The following is an 18932-nucleotide window of genomic DNA, read 5'->3' as shown; positions in this document are numbered from 1 at the left end:
GGTCAGGGAGGGTCGGCTTCCCACCGCCCCCAGCGATGGTCGGGCGTCCAGTCGAGCCCATCGATGCGGCTTCCGAGCAGCGCCCGCTTGCGCGCGAGGCTGGCGGGGTTGGCATCGTTGTAGCGCACGCGGATCGGCGCGTCGGGAGGCAGCGCCGCCCGAAGGCCACGGGCGAGCGCGACGGCACGGTCGGGCGCCATAATGAACAGCTCGGTCGCCGCCGGCCGGATCCGGTGCGCGTGGTGGACCAGCATCATCGCGTCCTCGGTGACCCACGTGGAGCTGACTCGATCGCTCGCTTCCTCCACGCGCAACAAGCCCAGCGCCGCAGGCAGCGCCTCTCCGACGTCGAGCGTCACCGCGAGCGCCGCGTGCATCATCGGCCCGAGCCCCTCCGCCCGCAGCTCGGTGAACAGCGCGGTCTTCTCGAGCATGGTCCTGGCATCGACGGCGAGCACTCGCAGGTCGTCGAATTCGTGGTCCAGGAAGTACACCGTGCCGTCCGCGTCGACGCAGTACGCAGACTCGATCCGCGGGTTGGCATGACCGATCACGGCCAGGAGGATTCCGCGCCGACACACGAACGGCCAGGGATGCGCGACGAGGTCGGCCGGCGGCGCGTCATCGTGGTCGGGATCCGCATCGAGGGGGGCGTTCAGGCCCATCGCTTCGAGGGTCCGTCGGTCGCGAAGCACGAGATACGGCCCCAGCCGGTCCGGGCTCGTCAGGCCCCACGAAGGTCCGAGGACGAGGCCACCGACCTGCGCCTCTACGTCGGTGAGCACCCGCCACGCGTCCGCGCTGCGCCGCGCTTCCAGCCACTCCTGCACGCCCTCGACCGAGCGCAGCGAGGGCGCCGTGAAGGCGCCGATGCGGGCGAGCGCACGACGAAGGCGCGGCGAGGCGCCATCGAGGCGAGGGACGCAGCCGCCGGGACTGTGCCCCGCCTCGACGACGAGCCTCTGCGAGGCCTGCCCCCGATGGTCGAAGCTCCACACGAAGGCCGTACCTTCGCGCTGCGCCACCACCCTGGTGCCGTCCCCCTCGTGGTCGGGCAGCGCATAGCACAGCCCGTGCGCCGGCGATGGCGAGAGCCCGTGCCCGCGACGCTCACCGAAGGCGTGCGGCGCGGCCAGCTCGGCCGCTGCCGACGTGCATCGAAGCGCCCGCTCGATGGCATCGGGATCATCGGAGGCGACCAGCGCCTCCGCTCCGAACGCCATGGCGAGCGTGGTCTCGTCGCGCGAGGCCACCACACCGACCTCGTGCGGGTTCGCGATCGCCAGCGCCCGAGCCAGACGCCGCCAGTGGTCAGCGCGCTGCGCCTCGAGGGCATGGCGATGCAGGTGCCAGCGGGTCGCGTCGAGCTCGCCCAGCGGGCGGGCCTCGCCGAGGCGGATCCAGAGCACGTATGCGCGGCCGAGGGCGTCTCCCAGACCGAGCGCGAGGTCGAGCAGCTCGGGCCAGCTGCGTGCCGCATGACGCAGGGTCTGGGACAGCGTCGGCTCGCGCGTGGTCCAGGTGTGCCAGGCCGGCGCCATCGACCACAGCGCTGCCTGCCCCGACGAGTGGCCGACGAGGAGCCCGAACAGGGGATGATACGCCAGCGGTCGCTGCCAATCGAAGAGCGGAGTCGGGAGCGTAAGCACCTCGAGTGCACCGGGGTCGAGGGTGAACCCGCCCGGCAGAGGCAAGCCGCGCTCCCCCGTCACCTCGAACAGACGCACCAGCACGGCTGCGTGGTCGTCATCGACCATGGCGTCGTCCGGCGTCCACGGGGACACCTCGCACGTGGCCAGCCGCTCGCGCTGGTCCTCGCGGATCGAGGACGAAGGCGGGCCCTTGCGGCGATCGGCTCTGGACCGAACGGACATGCCACTCGCGAGCGCAGAGTATCCCAGGCGCTCGACTGACCAAGGCACCAGCGCACAATTGCGCAGAGCGCGTGCCCGCGACGACGCGTCGACGCTCGGAATCCTCGGTCCGAGCGCCTTGACGCGCCCCAAAACCCCGGGCGTCCTCTATGCTCACCTGCGTGACGAGCAAGCACCGGCTGATCACCCGTAGCGACTTCGATGGCCTCGTCTGTGCGGTCCTGCTCAAGGAGCTCGACCTCATCGACCCCAGCGAGATCCTCTTCGTCCACCCCAAGGACATGCAGGACGGCAAGATCGAGGTCACCGAGCGGGACATCAGCACCAACCTGCCCTACGTCGAGGGCATCGGTCTTTGCTTCGACCATCACGCCAGCGAGGTCGAGCGCGCGAGCGGCAAGCGGGCCAACCACATCATCGACGAGCACGCCCTGAGCGCCGCGCGGGTGGTCTACGACCACTACGGCGGCAAGCAGAAGTTCCCCCGCGTCTCCGACGACATGATGGTCGCGGTCGACAAGTGCGACGCGGCGCGGCTGTCCAAGGAGGAGATCCTCGAGCCCACCGGCTGGATCCTGCTGAACTACCTCATGGACGCTCGCACGGGCCTCGGGCGCTTCCGCGACTTTCGCATCAGCAACTACCACCTGATGATGGAGCTCATCGACTACTGTCGCGATCACTCCGTCGAGGAGATCCTCGAGCTGCCCGACGTCAAGGAGCGCGTCGAGCTCTACCGGGCGCACGCGCCCAAGCAGCACGAGCAGCTGATCCGCTGCACCACCGTGCACCAAGGGCTCGCGGTGCTCGACCTGCGCGAGGAAGAGAGCATCTGGGCCGGCAACCGCTTCATGATCTACGCCCTGTTCCCCGAGACCAACATCTCGATGCACGTGATGTGGGGGCGGCAGCGGCAGAACACCGTGTTCGCGATCGGCAAGTCGATCCTCGACCGCTCGTCCAAGACCCACGTGGGCAAGCTGTGCCTCGAGTACGGCGGCGGCGGGCACGAGGCGGCCGGCACGTGCCAGGTGGACAACGACCGGGCCGAAGCGGTGCTGCAGCAGCTCATCGGGCGGATCACCGCCGACGGCTGAGCGCAGTCGTCGTTGGGCATCGCCGGTCCGAAAGGCTCGGCGTATCCTCGGGTCGTGCAGCGCGGAGGACGGGAGCACCGATGAACGGGGGGCTTGGTTCCGTGGCCATCTCGCTGGCCCTGCTGGGCACCGTGCCCGAGGATCCACCGCGCGCCGGCCGGCTCCGCGGGGCCGGGCCCGACACGCCGGTGGTCTTGCTCTCGGGGAGTACCGCCTGGTCACCCGAGCTGCTGGAAGGCACCGACGTCTGCGGTTCCGACGACCGCTGCGGTGCGATCGTGGCCGTGCGCGCGTGTCAGGTCCCCGCGTGCCCGTTCGGATTCGGCACGCAGTACGATCTGGCTCGAGAGGTCGCCAAGCTTCCCGCGTTGAGCGTGGTCGACGAAGTCTTGCTCGCGAGGCTCGAGCGCGAGCCCGAGCTGCGGCCCCTGGTCGACGCGGTGCGTCGGCATCGAGAGCCCGAGCCTCCGCTCGAGCCCGAGCCTCCGCTCGAGCCCGAGCCTCCGCTCGAGCCGTTGCCCGTACCCCAGCCTCCGCCCGCCCCCCCATCGATCGCCACCACTCCCAAACCTCGGCCTCCCGCGCGGCCACCATCGTGGATCGCCCCCGCTGGATGGTCGTTCGAGAGCACCGGCGTGCCCTTGCTCGGGGTGGCATTCGACGACGCCGACGACGAGTACTTCGCCGTCGGTGGCATCGTCACGGCCGGCGTGCGCTACCAGCTCGAGATCCCGGCCAAGCAGCGGCTCGTCGGGGCCGCCTGGCTCGGCAACCAATTCGGCGCCGACCTCGACTTCACCCTGATCCACGCGATGGGCTCGCCCCTGTTCGGCGTGGGCCTCGATCTGGTCGGGCGCACCGTCTATGCGCCCAAGGAGGAGGACCGCTCCGGCCCCAACCGCCTGCGTGCGTTCTCCATGCTCGACCTGCTGGTCCCGGGCTTCGGCGTGCTGTTCGATCGCAACGGTACCGTGCGTCCTCACCTTCGGCTCGCGGGGCCGGTCTCGATCCTGCTGCGCGAGCGGATCGGGCTCGAGCTCCGCATCGACATGAACGTGATGCTGGGCAACGGGCCAATCGCCGCCACCATCATGCTCGGGGCCGGCGTGCTGCTGCGCCGGCCGTGGGGGTGATGGCAGCGCGAGAGCATTGGCCCTACGTCGCCCGCCTCCTGCGCGGCTCCCTGGGGGACCTCGCCGGCCGGGCCCTGGTCGGCTTGGCCGGCGACAGGGACGGGTGGCTGGGCGCCCAGGCAACCACGGTGTCGACGAAGGCACGGACCTGCGGAGGTACCAGCTCGCGCTCGGGGTAGACGACGGAGATCCGGCTCTCGCCTTCGAGCACCCCCGGGAGCACCTGCACGAGCGCGCCACGGGCGAGCTGCGACTCGACCAGGATCCGAGGCACGAGCGCGATGCCGAGGCCGCGCACGGCCGCATCGGCGAGCAGGGTGACCTCGTTGGTGAAGAACGAGCCCTCGACGTGGACCTGGGCCCCTCCGATCGGCCAGTGGGACTGCGGCAGCTCGCCCCGGGCAAAGCCGAGCAGGCAGCGGTGCCTGGCGAGATCCTGACGCCGGCGTGGGGTGCCGTGCTCGGCGAGGTAGTCGGGCGAGGCCACCGCGACCAGCGGCATGCGCCCCAGCGTGCGCGCCACCAAGCCCGGCTCGAGCGTCGTGCTCGCCCGTATCGCGACGTCGTAGCCGTCGCGTCGCAGGTCGACGTGGCGGCTCGAGAAGTGCACCTGCAAGCGCACCGCGGGGTGGGCCCTGGCGAACTCGACGAGCATCGCGAAGAACCCCGCTTCGAGCATCGGTGGCACCGACACGCGCAGGTCACCGGAGATCGGTCCGCCCGCATGGCGTACGCTGGCCTCCGCGCCCTCGACCGCGTCGAGCACGAGGCGGGCGTGGCGATAGAACGTCTCGCCCGGGGGCGTGAGCGCGAGGCTCCGCGTGGTGCGACGGAGCAGGCGGGTCGCCAGCCGCTGCTCGAGGCGCTGGAGACGGCGGCTGACCGTCGCCCGCGGCACCCCCAGCTCGGCCGCCGCTCGCGACAGCGACCCGACCTCCACGGCCCGCACGAACGCCAGCAGCTCGCTCGTCTCGATGGGATCCGCCATTTGGATCATTTTCGAGCAACAGATGGCAATTGTCGATGCATTGTTCCAAGTGCCCGACGCGACCAGAGTAGGGCCATCCAACGGAAGATGCCATCATGAAGCACCGCAAGCTCGCCTACTGGGCCGCCACCGGCCTCCTCGCCCTCGCCTTCGCCGCGGGGGGCCTGTTCGACCTGAGCGCTTCGCCGGAGGTCGTCGCCATGTTCGCGCACCTCGGGTACGGGGCCTACGTCCCGCTGCTGCTCGGGGTGTGGAAGCTCTTGGGCGCGATCGCGATCGTCGTGCCTCGAATGCCCCGGCTCAAGGAGTGGGCGTACGCGGGGATGGTGTTCGATCTGACCGGCGCCATGGTCTCGCACCTCGCGGTGGGCGATGCGGTCGGTCAGCTCGTGGCGCCGTTGGTGCTGCTCGGGCTCGTGGCGGCCTCGTGGGCGCTGCGGCCGGCAGATCGGATGCTCGCGAGCACCCCTCGTTCACAAATGTAGTACTCGTTCAGATCCGGGCAGTACGTCGCCGCAAAGCTCCCCGCCACGCTCCAGCCGGGTCCCTCCAGCGTCACGCTCCCGGTCACCACCGCCGGGGTCTCACCCTCCTCCGCGCGAAAACAAGCTAGGCTGGGACCCCACCGTGCCAGACCTCCTCGCGAACATCGGCCGCACCCCGCTGGTGCCACTTCGGCAGATCGCGGCCGGCCTGCCCGTGCCAGTGCTCGTCAAGTGCGAGCACATGAACCCAGGTGGCTCGGTCAAGGATCGCATCGCGCTGGCCATCGTCGATGACGCGGAGGCTCGCGATGTGCTGCACCCGGGCGACACGCTGGTGGAGGCCACCGCGGGCAACACCGGAGTGGGCCTGGCCCTGGTGGCGGCCGTGCGTGGCTACCGGCTGGTATGCGTGATGCCCGAGAAGATGTCGGTCGACAAGCGCACCGTGCTGCGCTCGCTGGGCGCTCGCGTGGAGGTGGTGCCCAACGCTCCCCCCACCAGCCCCGACAACTTTCGCAACGTGGCCGAGCGCATGGCGGAGCAGCACGGTTGGTTCAATACCGATCAGTTCCGCAACCCCGCCAACGCGCTCGTCCACGAGCAGACCACCGGCCCGGAGATCGTCGAGCAAACGCTTGGCCGGATCGGCGCGTTCGTGGCCGGCGTGGGCACGGGCGGCACGCTCACCGGCGTGGGCCGATGCCTTCGCGCCAAGGTCCCCCATGCACGGGTCGTGCTCGCCGACCCGGTGGGCTCGGCCCTCGCGGACTGGATCGAGACCGGTCGTCTCGGGCTCGATGGCAGCTACCAGGTCGAAGGGATCGGAGGCTCCACCGTCCCCGAGAACCTCGATCGCCAGGTGGTGGACGAGGCCATGCGCGTGACCGACGAAGAGAGCTTCGCCATGGCCCGTCGTCTCGTCCGCGAGGAGGGCCTGCTGGTCGGCGGCTCGGCGGGCACCAACGTGGTGGCCGCGTTGCGACTGGCGGCCCGCGGAGGCCTCGACGGACCGGTCGTCACCGTGCTGCCCGACTCGTGGGACCGCTATCGGGCGCAGCCGTGGATGCAGGCGTGGGGCCAGCCCGCCTGCTGACAGCCGTGCGCGGCCGCGAACGCGCTCTCGGACGGCCTGCGGCCCCCATGATGCGCCCCACGGGGGCCCCAGAGCGCCGATGAGCGGCCTCGCCCCCTCCTGACAGAATACGTCGCCAGCCCCGCCGTGGCGCCTGGCCGCCCCCCCGATCGTCGGTCATCCTGCATTCGTTCCCGACGGGCCGGCCCCCGCCGACCCGCCGCCGACCGGCCACCGACCGGGGCCGCTCACCGCCTCGCATCCGTCCGTGCCATGCCATGGCCGCGACCGTCGTGCCACGACGTCGGCCATGACCTCCTGCGACGCGTGGTGACGCCGCACGCGGCCACCAGTTGGTCCATCGACCTTCGATCTCCTTCGCGATCCCGATCGCACTCGGACCCGTGCGCCTTCGTCACGGGCCCAACCCCTGCCGTACTGCCAAGAGGAACCATGACCACCCTGCAAGAGCCCAAGACCCGTCAAGACATCCAGCGAGAGTTCGACGCGCTGCTGCGTCGCCAGCAGGCCCGCGCCTCGCAGATCGCCACCAAGGCCGAGGAGGCCGAGCAGCGCAAGCATCGTGAGCTGGTGCAGAAGGCCGCGGCCTACACCGTCGAGAGCATCGTCAACGATCTGGCCAAGCTGCAGCTGGGCTTCGGGCGGGCGGTCGACGAGATCGCGGGGCAGCTCGATGCCGAGACGAGCAAGCTGGGGCAGCTGCGTCGGGCCATCGAGGTCGAGCGGGCCCGCCTCGAGCAGCTCCAGGGAACCGTGGTCGCGGCCGAGGCCCTCGCGCTGCTCGAGCAGGACCACGGCCGCTCGCTGGCCGAGCTCGACGAGCGCGTGGCTCAGTCCCGCAAGGCCCTGAGCGACGAGACGGCCGCCACCCGCGAGGGCTGGAAGAAGCAGGAAGAGGAGGCCCAGCGCGCCAACGAGGAGCAGGCCGAGCAGCTGGCCAAGCAGCGCAAGCTGGCCGAGGAAGAGCGAGGCTACGAGCACAACCGGCTCGCCCAGGTGCAGGCCGACCAGCGCGCCGTGCAGCGCCGCGAGGTGGAGCGCGAGCTCGCCGAGCAGGAGGCCAGCAAGACCAAGGACTGGGCCGCGCGCGACAAGGTACTGAGCGACGATGCCGGCCGCATCGAGGAGCTGCGCACGAAGGTGGCCGGCTTCGCCGAGGCGCTCGACAAGGCGGCCAAGGACGCGCGCGAGAAGGCGATCGCCTCGGTCCACCGCGACGCCAAGCACGAGCAAGAGCTGCTGGTGAAGCAGCACGAGAGCGACATCAAGGTCTTCGAGCTCAAGGTCCAGACCCTCGAGGAGCGGATCGCACGACAGGCGAGCCTCATCACCGAGCTGTCCTCCAAGCTCGACTCCACCATCGCCAAGTCGCAAGACCTCGCATCGCAAGCCTTCCACCACAACGCCTGAGCCATCCCTAGCCCCTGCCACCTCGGAGAACACGATCATGAAGACCGTCACCAACAAGAGCACCAAGACGGAGATCCTCTCGGCCTACAACTCCGCCATGCGGGAGCTCAAGGCGCTCCGCGCCCAGCAGAGCGCGGATCCCAAGCCCATGAAGGCGTTGCCCCCGGCTCCCGGCGAGGCGCCGGCCGGAGGTGAGCTGTCGATCGCCGACATCATCACTCGGCTGCGCGGCCTGACCACCAACATCGGCGAGTCGGCCAGCGCCTTGCAGGGCAACCTGACCGCCGAGGCCACCACGCTCACCTCCCTGCGCGACCGTGCCAGCGCCGTCACCAGCGAGCTGCAGGCCCTGCACGGGATCGATGTCGGCGACGACACGCTCGCGGAGCTGGTCGCACGCTACACCGAGCGCAAGGACGCGACCGACAAGGAGCTCACCGAGCGCAAGGACGCGACCGACAAGGAGCTCATGGCGGCGCGGGCCGAGTGGAAGGCCGAGCAGGACGCCCAGGCGCGCAAGGCCAAGGAGACCGCCCGCGAGCTCGAGAAGGCCCGCAAGCGCGACCTCGCCGAGTACGACTACGGGCTGGCTCGCGCCAAGGAGCAGCACACCGACGAGCAGGAGCAGGCGCGCAAGCAGTTCGAGCAGGAGCTCTCGGAGCTGCGCGAGCGCAAGGCCTCCGAGTGGAAGGCACGCGAGCAGCAGCTCGCCAAGCGCGAGCAGGAGTACGCCGAGCTGCGCGCCAAGGACGAGACGTGGACCAGCGAGCGCGACACCGCGGCCAAGAAGGCCGAGGCCGAGGGCATGGCCATCGCACGGCGCCAGACCAAGGCGCAGTCCGACCTGCTCACCAAGGACCACGAGGGTGCTCGGCGGGTGCTCGAGCTCAAGGTGGACTCGCTCGAGCAGACCATCGCCAAGCAGGAGGCCCAGATCGCCGAGCTGTCGCGTCAGCTCGAGGGTGCCCGCAAGCAGACCACCGAGCTGGCGATGAAGGCCATCGACGGCGCCTCCAATGCCTCGAGCTTCGAGGCCATCAAGGAGATCGCGCTCGAGCAGGCCAAGAACTCGCCCAAGAGCAAGTAGCCCTGGCAGGGGCTGGTCCGAAGGGCCGCGGGTCGCGGGCAGCAGGAGGCTGCCCCGACCCGCGGCTCGCCGCGTTGTTCTCGTCGACGATCCGCGTCAACGATGGAGTCAAGTATCCCTCACCTACCCGCAGACCATCGGATCGTCGACCCCGATCCGCCGCGTGGTGAACCCGACCGTCATGTCGAAGGCGGTCTCTCCCATGATCCCGGTGCAGCGATCGGTGGGGCTCACGCCGCCGAGCAGCTGCGCGAGTGGAATGGAGCCGTTGGGGCACCCGCCGCAGTCGGGGTTGGCCGAGCCCGAGCACTGACCCAGACACGAGCACAGGTTCTGCGCCTCGGACTCCACCAGGCACCCGGTGAGCACCCCCGCAGAGATCTGCTCGGACTCGTTGACGGTCACGGTGGCCTCGATCGCATGCAGGGGCACTGCGTTGGGCGCCTCTCCTCCGGGCACGCAGTTGAAGACGGTGCCGTCGTCGTCCTCGGCGTAGATGTAGATCGTGTCCGACGGGGGCAGCACGAACGTGTAGGTCCCGCCGGCCGTGGCCCCCCCGGCCGCCGGCTCGGCACATGCGTCCGAGGCTCCGCTCACCTGCCACTGCGCCTCGCCGGCCGCGAACATGGCCGGCTTGGGATCGGAGGCCGTGGTCGGCTCGGCGCAGAGATCATCGTTGCTGGTGCCGATGCCCGAGCCGATGAGCAGCTCGGCCATGCCCGCGACGTCGTCGCGCGAGGCGACCGTGAGCATGATGTTGAGCTTGTGACCGTCGATGTCGGACGTCCAGGTGTTCTCCAGCAGCGTGGCCTGGATCGCGTCGCCGTCGGCCTGCCCGTCGCCGTTGCTGTCGCCCATCGCCATCACGTCGATGCAGTCGAAGCGGTAGGTCACGGGGAACATCAACGCGGTGCCCTCGGTGGTGTCGGCCGAGGTCTCCACGTTGGTGTCGGGCTCTCCCGTGCTGGGCTCGCCGGTCGCATCGCCGCTGCTGCCGCTTCCATCGGCGGACGGCAGCACGTTGGGTGGATCCTCCGGGTCGGGACACGCCGAGAGGCACACGAGCCCCAGACCGCACACCAAGCCCCACGAACGCCGCCTCGAAGCCATTGCGGGAGGAGCGTACCACGGGGGCCTCGCGGCCGGTCGATGGCCCACCGGGGTGCCGTACCTAGCCGCCGCAGAGCACGGGCTCGTCGACCCCGAGACGGTGAGCCGTGAAGCCCACCGTCAACCCGTAGGCGGTCGCGCCCATGGTCGCGGTGCACTCGTTGGTCGGACCGATCGTACCGAGGAGATCCGACAATGGCACCGACCCGTCCGGGCACCCGGCACACGGAGGGAACGCGGAGCCCTGACAGTCACCGAGGCACGAGCACAGATCCTCGGCCTCGGAGGCCAGCAAGCACCCGGTGAGCCGGCCCGCCGCGATCGCCTCGTCCGGGCCGCCGTCGACCGTGATCGTGGCCTGGATCGCACGCAGCGGCACGGCATTGGGGGCCTCGCCCGGCACCCCACCCGGGACCCCACCCGGAACACAATTGAGCGCGGTCCCGTCGTCCTCCTCGGCGTAGATGTAGATCGTGTCCGAGGGCCCCAGCGAGAGGGTGTACGTGCCGCCGAAGACTCCTCCCGCCGCGGCCGGCTCGGCGCAGACCCCAGCCGCGTTGGACGGCTGCCACTGCGCGTGCTCGGCATCGAAGGCAGCCGACCGGATCTCGGAGGCGCTCGAGGGCTCGACGCACAGGTCGGTCTCGCTGCTGCCCACGCCCGAGCCGACGCGCAGCTCGGCGCTGCCACCAGCCTCGTCGCGCGACTGCACCGTGAGCAGCACGTTGAGGCGAAGCCCGGCGATGTCGTCCATCCAGGTGTCCTCGAGCAGCACCGCCTGGAACGCATTGCCATCCGCCTGGCCGTCACCGTCGCTGTCGCCCAGCTCGATCACGTCGAGGCAGTCGAAGCGGTAGGTCGCGGGCAGCATCACGGCGGGATCCCCCGCGGTGGTGCCCGCCGTGACGTCGGGCACCGGACCACCATCGGTGGCCGCCGTGGTCGTCGTGGCCGTGGCCGTCGTGACCGCGGCCGTCGTGGCCGCGGCCGTGGAGCCTGCGGCGTTGCCCTCGGACGTCGTGGTGGGCAAGACGTTCGGCTCGACATCGTCTCCGCAGGCCACCGAGCTCAGCACCCCCAACGTCCACGCGCCGACGGTTGATGATCGCTTCACCATGCTCGCAGCGTAGTTCTCACCAACACCCTTGCTCTCTCGTGCTCGCCCATGCATCAATGCCCTCGTGTCGAACCTCGCCACGGGCCATCCCATCCATCGTCCATGCTCCATGGCCGCAGTGGCGCCGGCAACGACCGCGAGCCGTCGGGCACGACGTGCCAACGCTCCCGCTCGCCGCCACGCGTCGACCCTCGCCTTCTCCGCGATGCTGATGTCGGGGCTCGCCGCAGCGCTCGTGCCCACCATCGCCGCAGCCGGTGGCTTCGAGATCCCCGACGCCGGCGCCCGTGCCCTGGGCCGCGGCGGCGCCAATGTGGTGGGGGTCAGCGATCCCACCGCGATCCACTACAACCCCGGCGCCCTCGCCAAGCTCCGCGGGACCCACTTCCTCTACAACCACAGCCTCATCTGGCACGACACTCGCTTTGCCCGGGCACCGCTGTCGGACGGATGGGGAGCGGACGCAGGCACCACCTTCGAGGAGGTGAGGAGCGACCGCTCCCTGTTCCCGCTGGGGCTGTTCGCGGCGCTCTCCACCGACTTCGGGCTCGAGAACTGGACCTTCGGCGCGGGCGTGTACGGCCCGCACGCGGTGGGCCGGCTCGAGTATCCTGCGTATGGTCCGCAGTCGTTCATGCTGACCGACATGAACGTGCTGATGGCCAACTACTCGCTGTCGGCGGCGTGGAAGCTGCGCGACGTGTTCGGCGTGGGGATCACCGCGCAGTACGTGGACCTCATCGCGCTCGACTACGGGCTGGTGATCGACAGCGGCTTCACCTCCAATCTGAGCCCCGTTCCCGACGAGAACAGCACCCAGCTCACCAGCACCCTGAAGCTGAAGGACCGCACCTCGGGCACCGCGATCGTGGGCCTCTGGTACCGCCCTCATCGCCGCGTGGAGCTGGGCCTGGCCAGCCGCGTGGTCCCGGTGTTCCTGAAGGCCGAGGGCACGATGGAGGTGGACAAGCCCACCCTGGTCACCGACGACATCCGCGTGACCTTGCCGCTGACCCTGCCGGCCTATGTCCGCGGTGGCGTGCGCTACATCCACGAGACCAAGGGCCGCGAGTGGTTCGACCTCGAGCTGATGGCCCAGTGGGAGAACTGGTCGGTGATCGATGCCTACGACGTACAGGTCGAAGGACGGATCTCGGGCCAGGAAGTCGAGGACCTTCACCTCGCCAAGCACTGGAAGGACACGGTCTCGGTGCGCCTGGGCGGTGACGTCCACGTGATCCCCAAGCACCTCACGCTGCGCGCGGGCGGCTACTGGGAGAGCGGCGCCACGCCCAAGAACTACTCGCACCTGGACTTCCCCTCGTTCATGCGCGGTGGCGTGGGCGCGGGGCTGACCGCGGGTGGTCGCGGGATCTACGGGACGGTGGGCTTCCTGCACGTGTTCCAGCAGTCGCGCGAGGTCACCGAGCTCTACGGCAAGGTGCTCCAGCAGCGACCGATCCGGCCGTGCCCGGACGACTGTGACGGGCTGTCGGGCGTCCCGGCCAATGCGGGGCGGTTCTCCTCCCGCTACGAGATCCTCAACGTGGGGATCGAGCTGCGCTTCGCCGAGCTGCTGGGCAAGCGCCGCAGCCGGGGGCACCGGCCCGGAAGCGACGCGCCTGCGAATCCGCCCACCGCGCCCGATGTCAGCACCTTCGACCCCGCCCAGGGTAGCGAGGTGGAGCCGGGCGACGACGACATCTTCGAGTAGCCCGCCCAGGGCGTGCGGCCGCGCGAGCGCACGCACGCCTGCATCGAAGCGACGCGCACCCGCACGCACGACCGCATCGAAGCGGCGCACACCCGCACGCACGACCGCTCGCGAGGGCCGAGGGATCGGGTGATCGGTCGCTGGCACGGCGGTTGCTCTGGCAGGGTGACCGATGCCGAGCGCCGCAAGTGGCCGCCCCGAGTACCTCGATGCTTCGTACGACACGTTCCTGCGGAGCATCGACGGCGAGGCACCGGAGCACGAGCGCTTTGCCGCGTGGCGGGAGGCGGCGGAGGCCGATGACCAGTACGTCTACGAGCCGATCCGCGAGGGGGCCTCGCGGCCCGAGGTCTGCGCCGAGCGCAGGAATGGACGCCCGCTGCGGCTGATCAACCTCTCGTCCTACAACTACCTCGGGCTCGGCTATCACCCCGAGGTCATCGCGGCCGCCAAGGCGGCGCTCGATCGTCATGGGCTCGGTGCCGCGAGCTCCCCCATCAATGGAGGCACGCTCCGGATCCACTCCGAGCTCGAGCATGCGATCCTCGAGTTCTTCGGCGCCCCCGAGCGCGGGGTCTCGCTGTTCTCTTCGGGCTACGGCGTGAACACCGGAACGCTCGGCGCGGTGCTCGGTAGGGCCGCGTTCCGGCACGCGGTCGCACGTCGCATGGCGGCGAGCCCCACGCGTGGTCCGTGCTCGTTCCCGCCGCGCGAGTCGGGCCATCGTGGGCGGGGGACCCCAGCCGTTCGGCGGCCATCCCCGCGCACGCCTCCCCCCACGAGGGCCCTGCTCCCGGCTGGCCCCGGCCGTGCTACCCTCCCGCGGGTGAGCGACGAGGCGGCGCGCCCCGACGGCCCGACGCTGCCGCGGTGCCCTCACTGCGGCGGCGACCACCCGCCGCATCTGCTCAAGTGCCCCGACACGGACATGCCGCTGCCGCTCGAGGGGCGGGTGCTGCACGGCAAGTTCCGCTTCGTGCGACAGCTCGGCAAGGGCGGCATGGCGGCCGTGTGGGCGGCCATCAACACGCTGGTCGAGCGCCCGGTGGCGATCAAGCTCATTCGCCCCGAGGCCGGACGCGACGAAGAGACCGTGGCCCGCTTCCGCGCCGAGGCCAAGGCCGCCGGGCGCATCGGCCACCCCAACGTCTGCGAGATCTTCGACTTCGGCATCGGGCCGCTCGGTCCCTACATCGTGATGGAGCGGCTGCGCGGCAAGAGCCTGGGGCAGCTCATCCGCGACGAGGAGCGCCTCGATCCCTCGCTTGCGGCCGGCATCGTGCGGCAGGCCCTCGCGGGGCTCGAGGCCGCACATCGACGCGGCATCATCCACCGCGACCTCAAGCCCGAGAACCTGTTCGTGCACCAGCCCGAGGTCGGCTCGCCCGTGGTCAAGATCATGGACTTCGGGGTCAGCAAGCTCACCGACGGCAGCAGCGAGGTCGAAACCGAGCACGGAGCCTTGCTCGGCACGCCCGAGTACATGTCGCCCGAGCAGTTCAAGGGAGCCTCGCGGGCCGACGTGCGCACGGACCTGTGGGCCACGGGCGCCATCCTCTACAAGGCGCTCACGGGCAAGACCGCGTTCGGGGGTCCGAGCGTGGCGGGGACCTTGCTCATGGTCACCACCGACGATCCCACGCCCATCCCCGAGCTCGTGCGTGGCGTTCCTCCCGAGCTGGTGGAGATCGTGGAGCGATGCCTCCGCAAGGATCCCGAGGAGCGCTTCCAGAGCGCCCAGGCGTTGATCGACGCGCTCGAGCCCTTCGACCAGGACGCGCTCGCGGGCGTGGTGGTCGATGGCGAGCCCAGCCGAGAGGAACCGGCCCCGCCCACCGTTTCCGTGGGACCACGGAGCACTGGCCACGGGGAAGCGAGCCAGGCCGGGCGGGCGGCCCGGGAGCGCGGTGACGGCGACGATCCCAGCGAGAACGATGCCGCTCCACCCGACACCCTGCTGCCCACGACGCGGCGCCGCGTGATGGAGGAATCGCGCAAGCCGGCGCGACCCGATCGACGCGCGTGGCTCTTGATCGCCGGGGTCACGGTGATCGTTGCGAGCGTGCTGGTGGCTCTCACGCGTGGACCGGACCAGCCGGGCCACGACCCGGTCGCGAGCGCCAGGGCTCCGTCGACGGTGATCGACGACATCCCCACCACGGCGGAGGCCGAGATCGACGCCGGCGATCGGGGGAGCACCAGCGGGGGCGGCATCGAGACCCAGGACAGCACGGAGGCCGGTGGCGATACGACCGCGGCCGCCACGACGACCAGCGGCGAACCCACCGACGTCGGGACCACCGGGGCGCCGACCGGGACCACCACCGACGACGATCTCGTGCTCGGCGACGAGCCCACCACCGGGATCCCCGAGGGCCCCGATCCCGACGACGACGACGACGATGGCGGTGGGGGTCGGTCGATCGTCGACCCCGCCCATCCGCCCCCCACCCCGCCCGGGACGATTCGCGTGGGTCGCTACCTCACCCTCGCCAAGCCCGGGCCCTCGGGTACGCACGCCGAGGCCCGGGCCTACTGCAAGAGCCTCGGCAAGCAGTCCTTCGTCGGCGTGTCGAGCTGGACGCTCGCCGGTCCCCAGACCGCGCGCAAGTTCGCGGCCCACGTCAAGAAGGGCAAGTACTGGACCACCGCGCTGTGGAAGGGCAAGGCAGCCGTGCTCGCGCTCCCGGCCAAGACCAGCACCTCGCTCGATGCCGAGAAGAAGGGGCCACGACCGCTGTGCATCGCCAAGTGGCCATGATCCCCGACTCCCATTGCTCCCCACCCAAGACGACGAAACACTCGAGGCTCCAAGATGCCACGCACGATCCATTTCGCCCTGACGGGCGCGCTCCTCCTCGCCGCTTGCGACGACGCCAAGACCGAAGCCAAGGCACCCGCCCCCAAGGCCGAAGCCAAGACGCCCGCCAAGACCGAAGCCAAGGCGCCCGAGCCCGTCGACGTCAAGGCGCCCGAGCCCGCCGACGCCAAGGCGCCCGAGCCCATCGCCGCCGATCCGGCGCAGCCGTCCGCGCCCATCGCCGCCGTCTCCACCGGCACCTGCGACGAGAAGCAGGCCGCCACCTCCAAGGAGGCCGATGAGCGGGCCAAGCCCTACGGCATCGTCGAGCACCTGCAAAAGAACTTCCCGGACATGAAGGTCTCGTGGCTCATGAAGGAGACGCCGTACCAGAACTTCGTGGTCGAGACCGGAGCCACGAACTTCGGCCGCTGCGACGACACCGGCTGCTACCTGTTCGCCGCGCCCACCAAGGTGATCGAGGAGGCCGTGACCAAGTCGATGAACGGCGACGTGCACGATCCCGCCGTGATCGGTCAGGCGCTCGGTCTGCCCGCCAAGAACTTCGAGGGCCCGCTGCGCATGATGACGCTGGATCTCCACGATGCCCCCGACGCCTGCGTGCGCCTGCCCGTCGACAGCGACCCCGGCGTGTGGAAGTGCCAGAGCGAGGAGGACACGGACTGCTTCAAGTTCGGCGGCTACACCTCCGGCAACGTGCCCGAGGTGATGGTCATCAACGCGCCGGTCGACAAGGCTGCCGTGAAGGAGATCCAGTGAGCGAAGAGGTCCTGTACCGGAGCCCGCTGATGTATCGCGTGCTCCGGGAGGGCAGCGGCGCCCTGGTCATCGAGGTGGTGGTGGGCGGGATGGCGATGTCGGCGGTGCGCGTGCGTCTTCACGCGACGGAGGCCGACGCCTACGCCAAGGAAGGCAGCCACTTCAGCGACCGCCTCGCACGCGAGATCATGGCCAACCCCCGCTTCGGCGGACGAGCGTACGACGCCCCGGATTGAGCGACTCACGCTCGGGGGACTGTGGCCCCGGCCTGCTCGCGATCCGAGACCAATCGGTGTCGATAGGCCCGAAGCTCGACGGACAGAGTGTCCTCGGGGGCTTCGAGCAAGGCAGACACCGCCTCGCCCACGAGCGGTGCGAAATCGAGCAACCCGTGCAGGGATAGCTGATTCTTGCGATACCGACGCAACCATCCCTCGCGAAGTCGACGGACGCGCGTCCCCCTGATCAGGTCCAGAGCCTCCAAGGTCCGTTCCGCTCGGGCGCGATGTTTGGCAGGGATCTGCTCGGTGCACACCAACTGCAGGGATGGCAACTCGACACGGAACCACCCATGCTGGACCTCGAATGGATCGAGCAATGCTCGTGCCTGACGCTTGCGACTGTTGATCCTCGGCGATGCATAGCGGTAGTTGGTCCACTCGTACGCGAGATGGGGATGCTCCTGGCGACACTCGTTCCAGCTGATGAAGTGATCGACCTCGCCGTCCGCGATGTACATGGCCAACCATCCACAACGTTCGTGGAAGACCTCTCGCAGGGGCTCGGCGCACCAACCCCACAGGCTCCGTGGTCGGCCACGGTCGAGATAGCGGGTCTGCTCGAGCCAACGCAACCCCGGTTGCCGTGTGCGCTCGTCGAACCCGACCGGTTCGGGCCCGGCCCTCACGGGGATCACTGTGCCACGTCTCCCTTGGGCTCGGGCTCGTACCAGTACGTCCAGTACTCGTCATCACCGCCAAGGACCCGGCGCAGCTCGGCTTCGAGGCTCCGCCTGTCTCGTAGATGAAGAGGAATCTCGTCGAGGTGGCCCAGCATGAAGGCATCGGCCCAACGAATCGTGCGGGTGGCCTCGAGCGACCGGCCGCCACCTTCGACCTCGAACACGGCAGAGCTGAGCCAACCCACGGCATCTCCCTGCTTGACCCAGTCCAGCGCATCCACGTGGACGTCGGCGCCACGACCATCGAAGTGAAACAGACGATCTCGCTCGGGCTCGACGATGGTCTCGATCGAGGCGAGCACCACCGGCGAGTGCGTGGTCACGAAGAGCTGCACGTTCAAGGACGGGTCGAGGACCTTGGCCACCTCGACGAGCGCAGGCAAGATGGTGCGCTGCCACCTGGGGTGCAGGTGGGTCTCGGGCTCGTCCACGAGGATGAGCAATTCCCGCTGACGTGGTTGGTGGAGCAGCTCGGCGATCTGCACGTGCTCGAACCAGGCCCAAACCAGCGCATAGGCGAGTTCGAGCACCCGCTTGATCCCGGCCGATACGAGGGTGATCGGAACAGGGTCGCGCTCCCACGGAGTGCGCAAGGTGGGAATCTCCCTCGAGTCCGCGACGGTGACCCGACGAGGGGGTCCGGGCACGAAGCGCTCGTCCGGTCCGGGTGACAAGACCGCGAGCACCTGCTCGAGCAGATCGAACGGCGCCGGTATGCCCGCCGGCCGTGCCTCACCGGCGGATCGACTGCGCATCCAGTTGACCCAGTCGCGAACGATGCCGTTGCAGATCGGCCGCCCAGAGGCATCGGACATGCCATCCCAGAGATCGCGGCCGGTGAACGAGAAGTGGGTAGGCTCGGCGTGAGAGTCGACGTCCAGCTGCCCAATCGATTCCGGGAAGCGATTGCGATCGAGCACGAACGCCGAGAGTCGATCCACACCGAGGTAGAGGACCGATCCTCGAGGGGCCCGCCCCTTCACCGACGACCAACCCCACCGCTGGTTGGCAAACGAAAACTCCGCGACGACCTTGCCGCCTCCCCGCTCCTCGTACTCGATTCGGGGTTTGCCGCCACTCGGCAGCGCCGCCGCGCTTGCCCAGCTCCCGGTCAGGACCCACCACACCACATCGAGCACGAAGCTCTTGCCCAGGCCGTTGTCGCCGGTCAACAAATTGAGACGGCTCCCCAGCTCGAGCGTCATCTCCGACGCTGGCCCCACGTCACGGGTGTGCAGGCGGGAGAGCATGCCAGGATGATAGACCAACGCCCGGCGGTGGGC

15 protein-coding genes are annotated in these 18932 nt (G+C 69.8%); 10 read left to right on the top strand and 5 right to left on the bottom strand.

All coding sequences use genetic code 11. The features are described from left to right. Window positions 1–2: 2 nt before the first annotated feature. Window positions 3–1874: a hypothetical protein gene (locus tag OEB96_RS16795; RefSeq protein ID WP_266216951.1), complete on the bottom strand. Its 1872-nt coding sequence runs from the start codon at window positions 1872–1874 to the stop codon at window positions 3–5. A 161-nt stretch (window positions 1875–2035) separates the two neighbouring features. Between OEB96_RS16795 and OEB96_RS16790 the strand changes: the two genes are divergently transcribed. Then, window positions 2036–2971, top strand: coding sequence for an exopolyphosphatase (locus tag OEB96_RS16790; protein WP_266216950.1), 936 nt, complete (start codon window positions 2036–2038; stop codon window positions 2969–2971). Between the two features lie 80 nt (window positions 2972–3051). Beyond that, window positions 3052–4104, top strand: coding sequence for a hypothetical protein (locus OEB96_RS16785; RefSeq protein WP_266216949.1), 1053 nt, complete (start codon window positions 3052–3054; stop codon window positions 4102–4104). 22 nt (window positions 4105–4126) lie between these two features. On the opposite strand, the gene OEB96_RS16780 is transcribed toward OEB96_RS16785, so the two are convergent. Continuing rightward, the gene (locus OEB96_RS16780) at window positions 4127–5092 is read right to left on the bottom strand and encodes a LysR family transcriptional regulator (protein ID WP_266216948.1); all 966 of its coding nucleotides are present in this window, start codon (window positions 5090–5092) and stop codon (window positions 4127–4129) included. Window positions 5093–5187: 95 nt separating this feature from the next. Here OEB96_RS16780 and OEB96_RS16775 point away from each other — a divergent pair, with 95 nt between their 5' ends. From OEB96_RS16775 to OEB96_RS16760, 4 genes are all read left to right on the top strand, one after another. Beyond that, a complete protein-coding gene (locus OEB96_RS16775; protein WP_266216947.1) occupies window positions 5188–5577 on the top strand; it encodes a DoxX family protein in 390 nt (129 codons plus the stop codon). A 142-nt stretch (window positions 5578–5719) separates the two neighbouring features. Then, window positions 5720–6670, top strand: coding sequence for a PLP-dependent cysteine synthase family protein (locus tag OEB96_RS16770; protein WP_266216946.1), 951 nt, complete (start codon window positions 5720–5722; stop codon window positions 6668–6670). 432 nt (window positions 6671–7102) lie between these two features. After that, a complete protein-coding gene (locus OEB96_RS16765; RefSeq protein WP_266216945.1) occupies window positions 7103–8080 on the top strand; it encodes a coiled-coil domain-containing protein in 978 nt (325 codons plus the stop codon). 37 nt (window positions 8081–8117) lie between these two features. Continuing rightward, a complete protein-coding gene (locus OEB96_RS16760) occupies window positions 8118–9167 on the top strand; it encodes a coiled-coil domain-containing protein (protein ID WP_266216944.1) in 1050 nt (349 codons plus the stop codon). A 123-nt stretch (window positions 9168–9290) separates the two neighbouring features. Here the strand turns inward: OEB96_RS16760 and OEB96_RS16755 are convergent, their stop codons facing one another. Continuing rightward, complete coding sequence (locus OEB96_RS16755; protein WP_266216943.1) at window positions 9291–10277, bottom strand: hypothetical protein; 987 nt, start codon at window positions 10275–10277, stop codon at window positions 9291–9293. A gap of 61 nt (window positions 10278–10338) precedes the next feature. Then, window positions 10339–11394 (bottom strand): hypothetical protein, encoded by a 1056-nt coding sequence (locus OEB96_RS16750; RefSeq protein ID WP_266216942.1) that lies wholly within the window; start codon window positions 11392–11394, stop codon window positions 10339–10341. Window positions 11395–11605: 211 nt separating this feature from the next. Here OEB96_RS16750 and OEB96_RS16745 point away from each other — a divergent pair, with 211 nt between their 5' ends. From OEB96_RS16745 to OEB96_RS16730, 4 genes are all read left to right on the top strand, one after another. Beyond that, a complete protein-coding gene (locus OEB96_RS16745; RefSeq protein ID WP_266216941.1) occupies window positions 11606–13108 on the top strand; it encodes an OmpP1/FadL family transporter in 1503 nt (500 codons plus the stop codon). A gap of 172 nt (window positions 13109–13280) precedes the next feature. Beyond that, a complete protein-coding gene (locus OEB96_RS16740) occupies window positions 13281–15869 on the top strand; it encodes a protein kinase domain-containing protein (RefSeq protein ID WP_266216940.1) in 2589 nt (862 codons plus the stop codon). 54 nt (window positions 15870–15923) lie between these two features. Beyond that, window positions 15924–16688, top strand: a complete 765-nt coding sequence (locus OEB96_RS16735) for a hypothetical protein (protein ID WP_266216939.1) — start codon at window positions 15924–15926, stop codon at window positions 16686–16688. Continuing rightward, complete coding sequence (locus OEB96_RS16730; protein ID WP_266216938.1) at window positions 16685–16924, top strand: hypothetical protein; 240 nt, start codon at window positions 16685–16687, stop codon at window positions 16922–16924. Before OEB96_RS16735 ends, OEB96_RS16730 begins: the two co-directional genes overlap by 4 nt. 676 nt (window positions 16925–17600) lie before the next feature. Here OEB96_RS16730 and OEB96_RS16725 read toward each other — a convergent pair. Next, the gene (locus OEB96_RS16725) at window positions 17601–18899 is read right to left on the bottom strand and encodes an AAA family ATPase (protein ID WP_266216937.1); all 1299 of its coding nucleotides are present in this window, start codon (window positions 18897–18899) and stop codon (window positions 17601–17603) included. Between the last annotated feature and the right edge of the window lie 33 nt (window positions 18900–18932).

Origin of the sequence: Paraliomyxa miuraensis (genome assembly GCF_026337845.1) — a bacterium.
Classification (GTDB): Bacteria; Myxococcota_A; Polyangia; order Nannocystales; family Nannocystaceae; genus Paraliomyxa; species Paraliomyxa miuraensis.
Note: the sequence above shows the minus strand (reverse complement) of the source record. Positions and strands in the feature narration are given on the sequence as shown.

What these genes read in the sequence shown, in the direction of transcription:
- OEB96_RS16760 (WP_266216944.1), top strand. Translation starts at nt 8,118, where the DNA reads ATGAAGACCGTCACCAACAAGAGCACCAAGACGGAGATCCTCTCGGCC.
- OEB96_RS16780 (WP_266216948.1), bottom strand. Translation starts at nt 5,092, where the DNA reads ATGGCGGATCCCATCGAGACGAGCGAGCTGCTGGCGTTCGTGCGGGCC.
- OEB96_RS16765 (WP_266216945.1), top strand. Translation starts at nt 7,103, where the DNA reads ATGACCACCCTGCAAGAGCCCAAGACCCGTCAAGACATCCAGCGAGAG.
- OEB96_RS16775 (WP_266216947.1), top strand. Translation starts at nt 5,188, where the DNA reads ATGAAGCACCGCAAGCTCGCCTACTGGGCCGCCACCGGCCTCCTCGCC.
- OEB96_RS16745 (WP_266216941.1), top strand. Translation starts at nt 11,606, where the DNA reads ATGTCGGGGCTCGCCGCAGCGCTCGTGCCCACCATCGCCGCAGCCGGT.
- OEB96_RS16795 (WP_266216951.1), bottom strand. Translation starts at nt 1,874, where the DNA reads ATGTCCGTTCGGTCCAGAGCCGATCGCCGCAAGGGCCCGCCTTCGTCC.
- OEB96_RS16755 (WP_266216943.1), bottom strand. Translation starts at nt 10,277, where the DNA reads ATGGCTTCGAGGCGGCGTTCGTGGGGCTTGGTGTGCGGTCTGGGGCTC.
- OEB96_RS16740 (WP_266216940.1), top strand. Translation starts at nt 13,281, where the DNA reads ATGCCGAGCGCCGCAAGTGGCCGCCCCGAGTACCTCGATGCTTCGTAC.
- OEB96_RS16750 (WP_266216942.1), bottom strand. Translation starts at nt 11,394, where the DNA reads ATGGTGAAGCGATCATCAACCGTCGGCGCGTGGACGTTGGGGGTGCTG.
- OEB96_RS16725 (WP_266216937.1), bottom strand. Translation starts at nt 18,899, where the DNA reads ATGCTCTCCCGCCTGCACACCCGTGACGTGGGGCCAGCGTCGGAGATG.
- OEB96_RS16785 (WP_266216949.1), top strand. Translation starts at nt 3,052, where the DNA reads ATGAACGGGGGGCTTGGTTCCGTGGCCATCTCGCTGGCCCTGCTGGGC.
- OEB96_RS16735 (WP_266216939.1), top strand. Translation starts at nt 15,924, where the DNA reads ATGCCACGCACGATCCATTTCGCCCTGACGGGCGCGCTCCTCCTCGCC.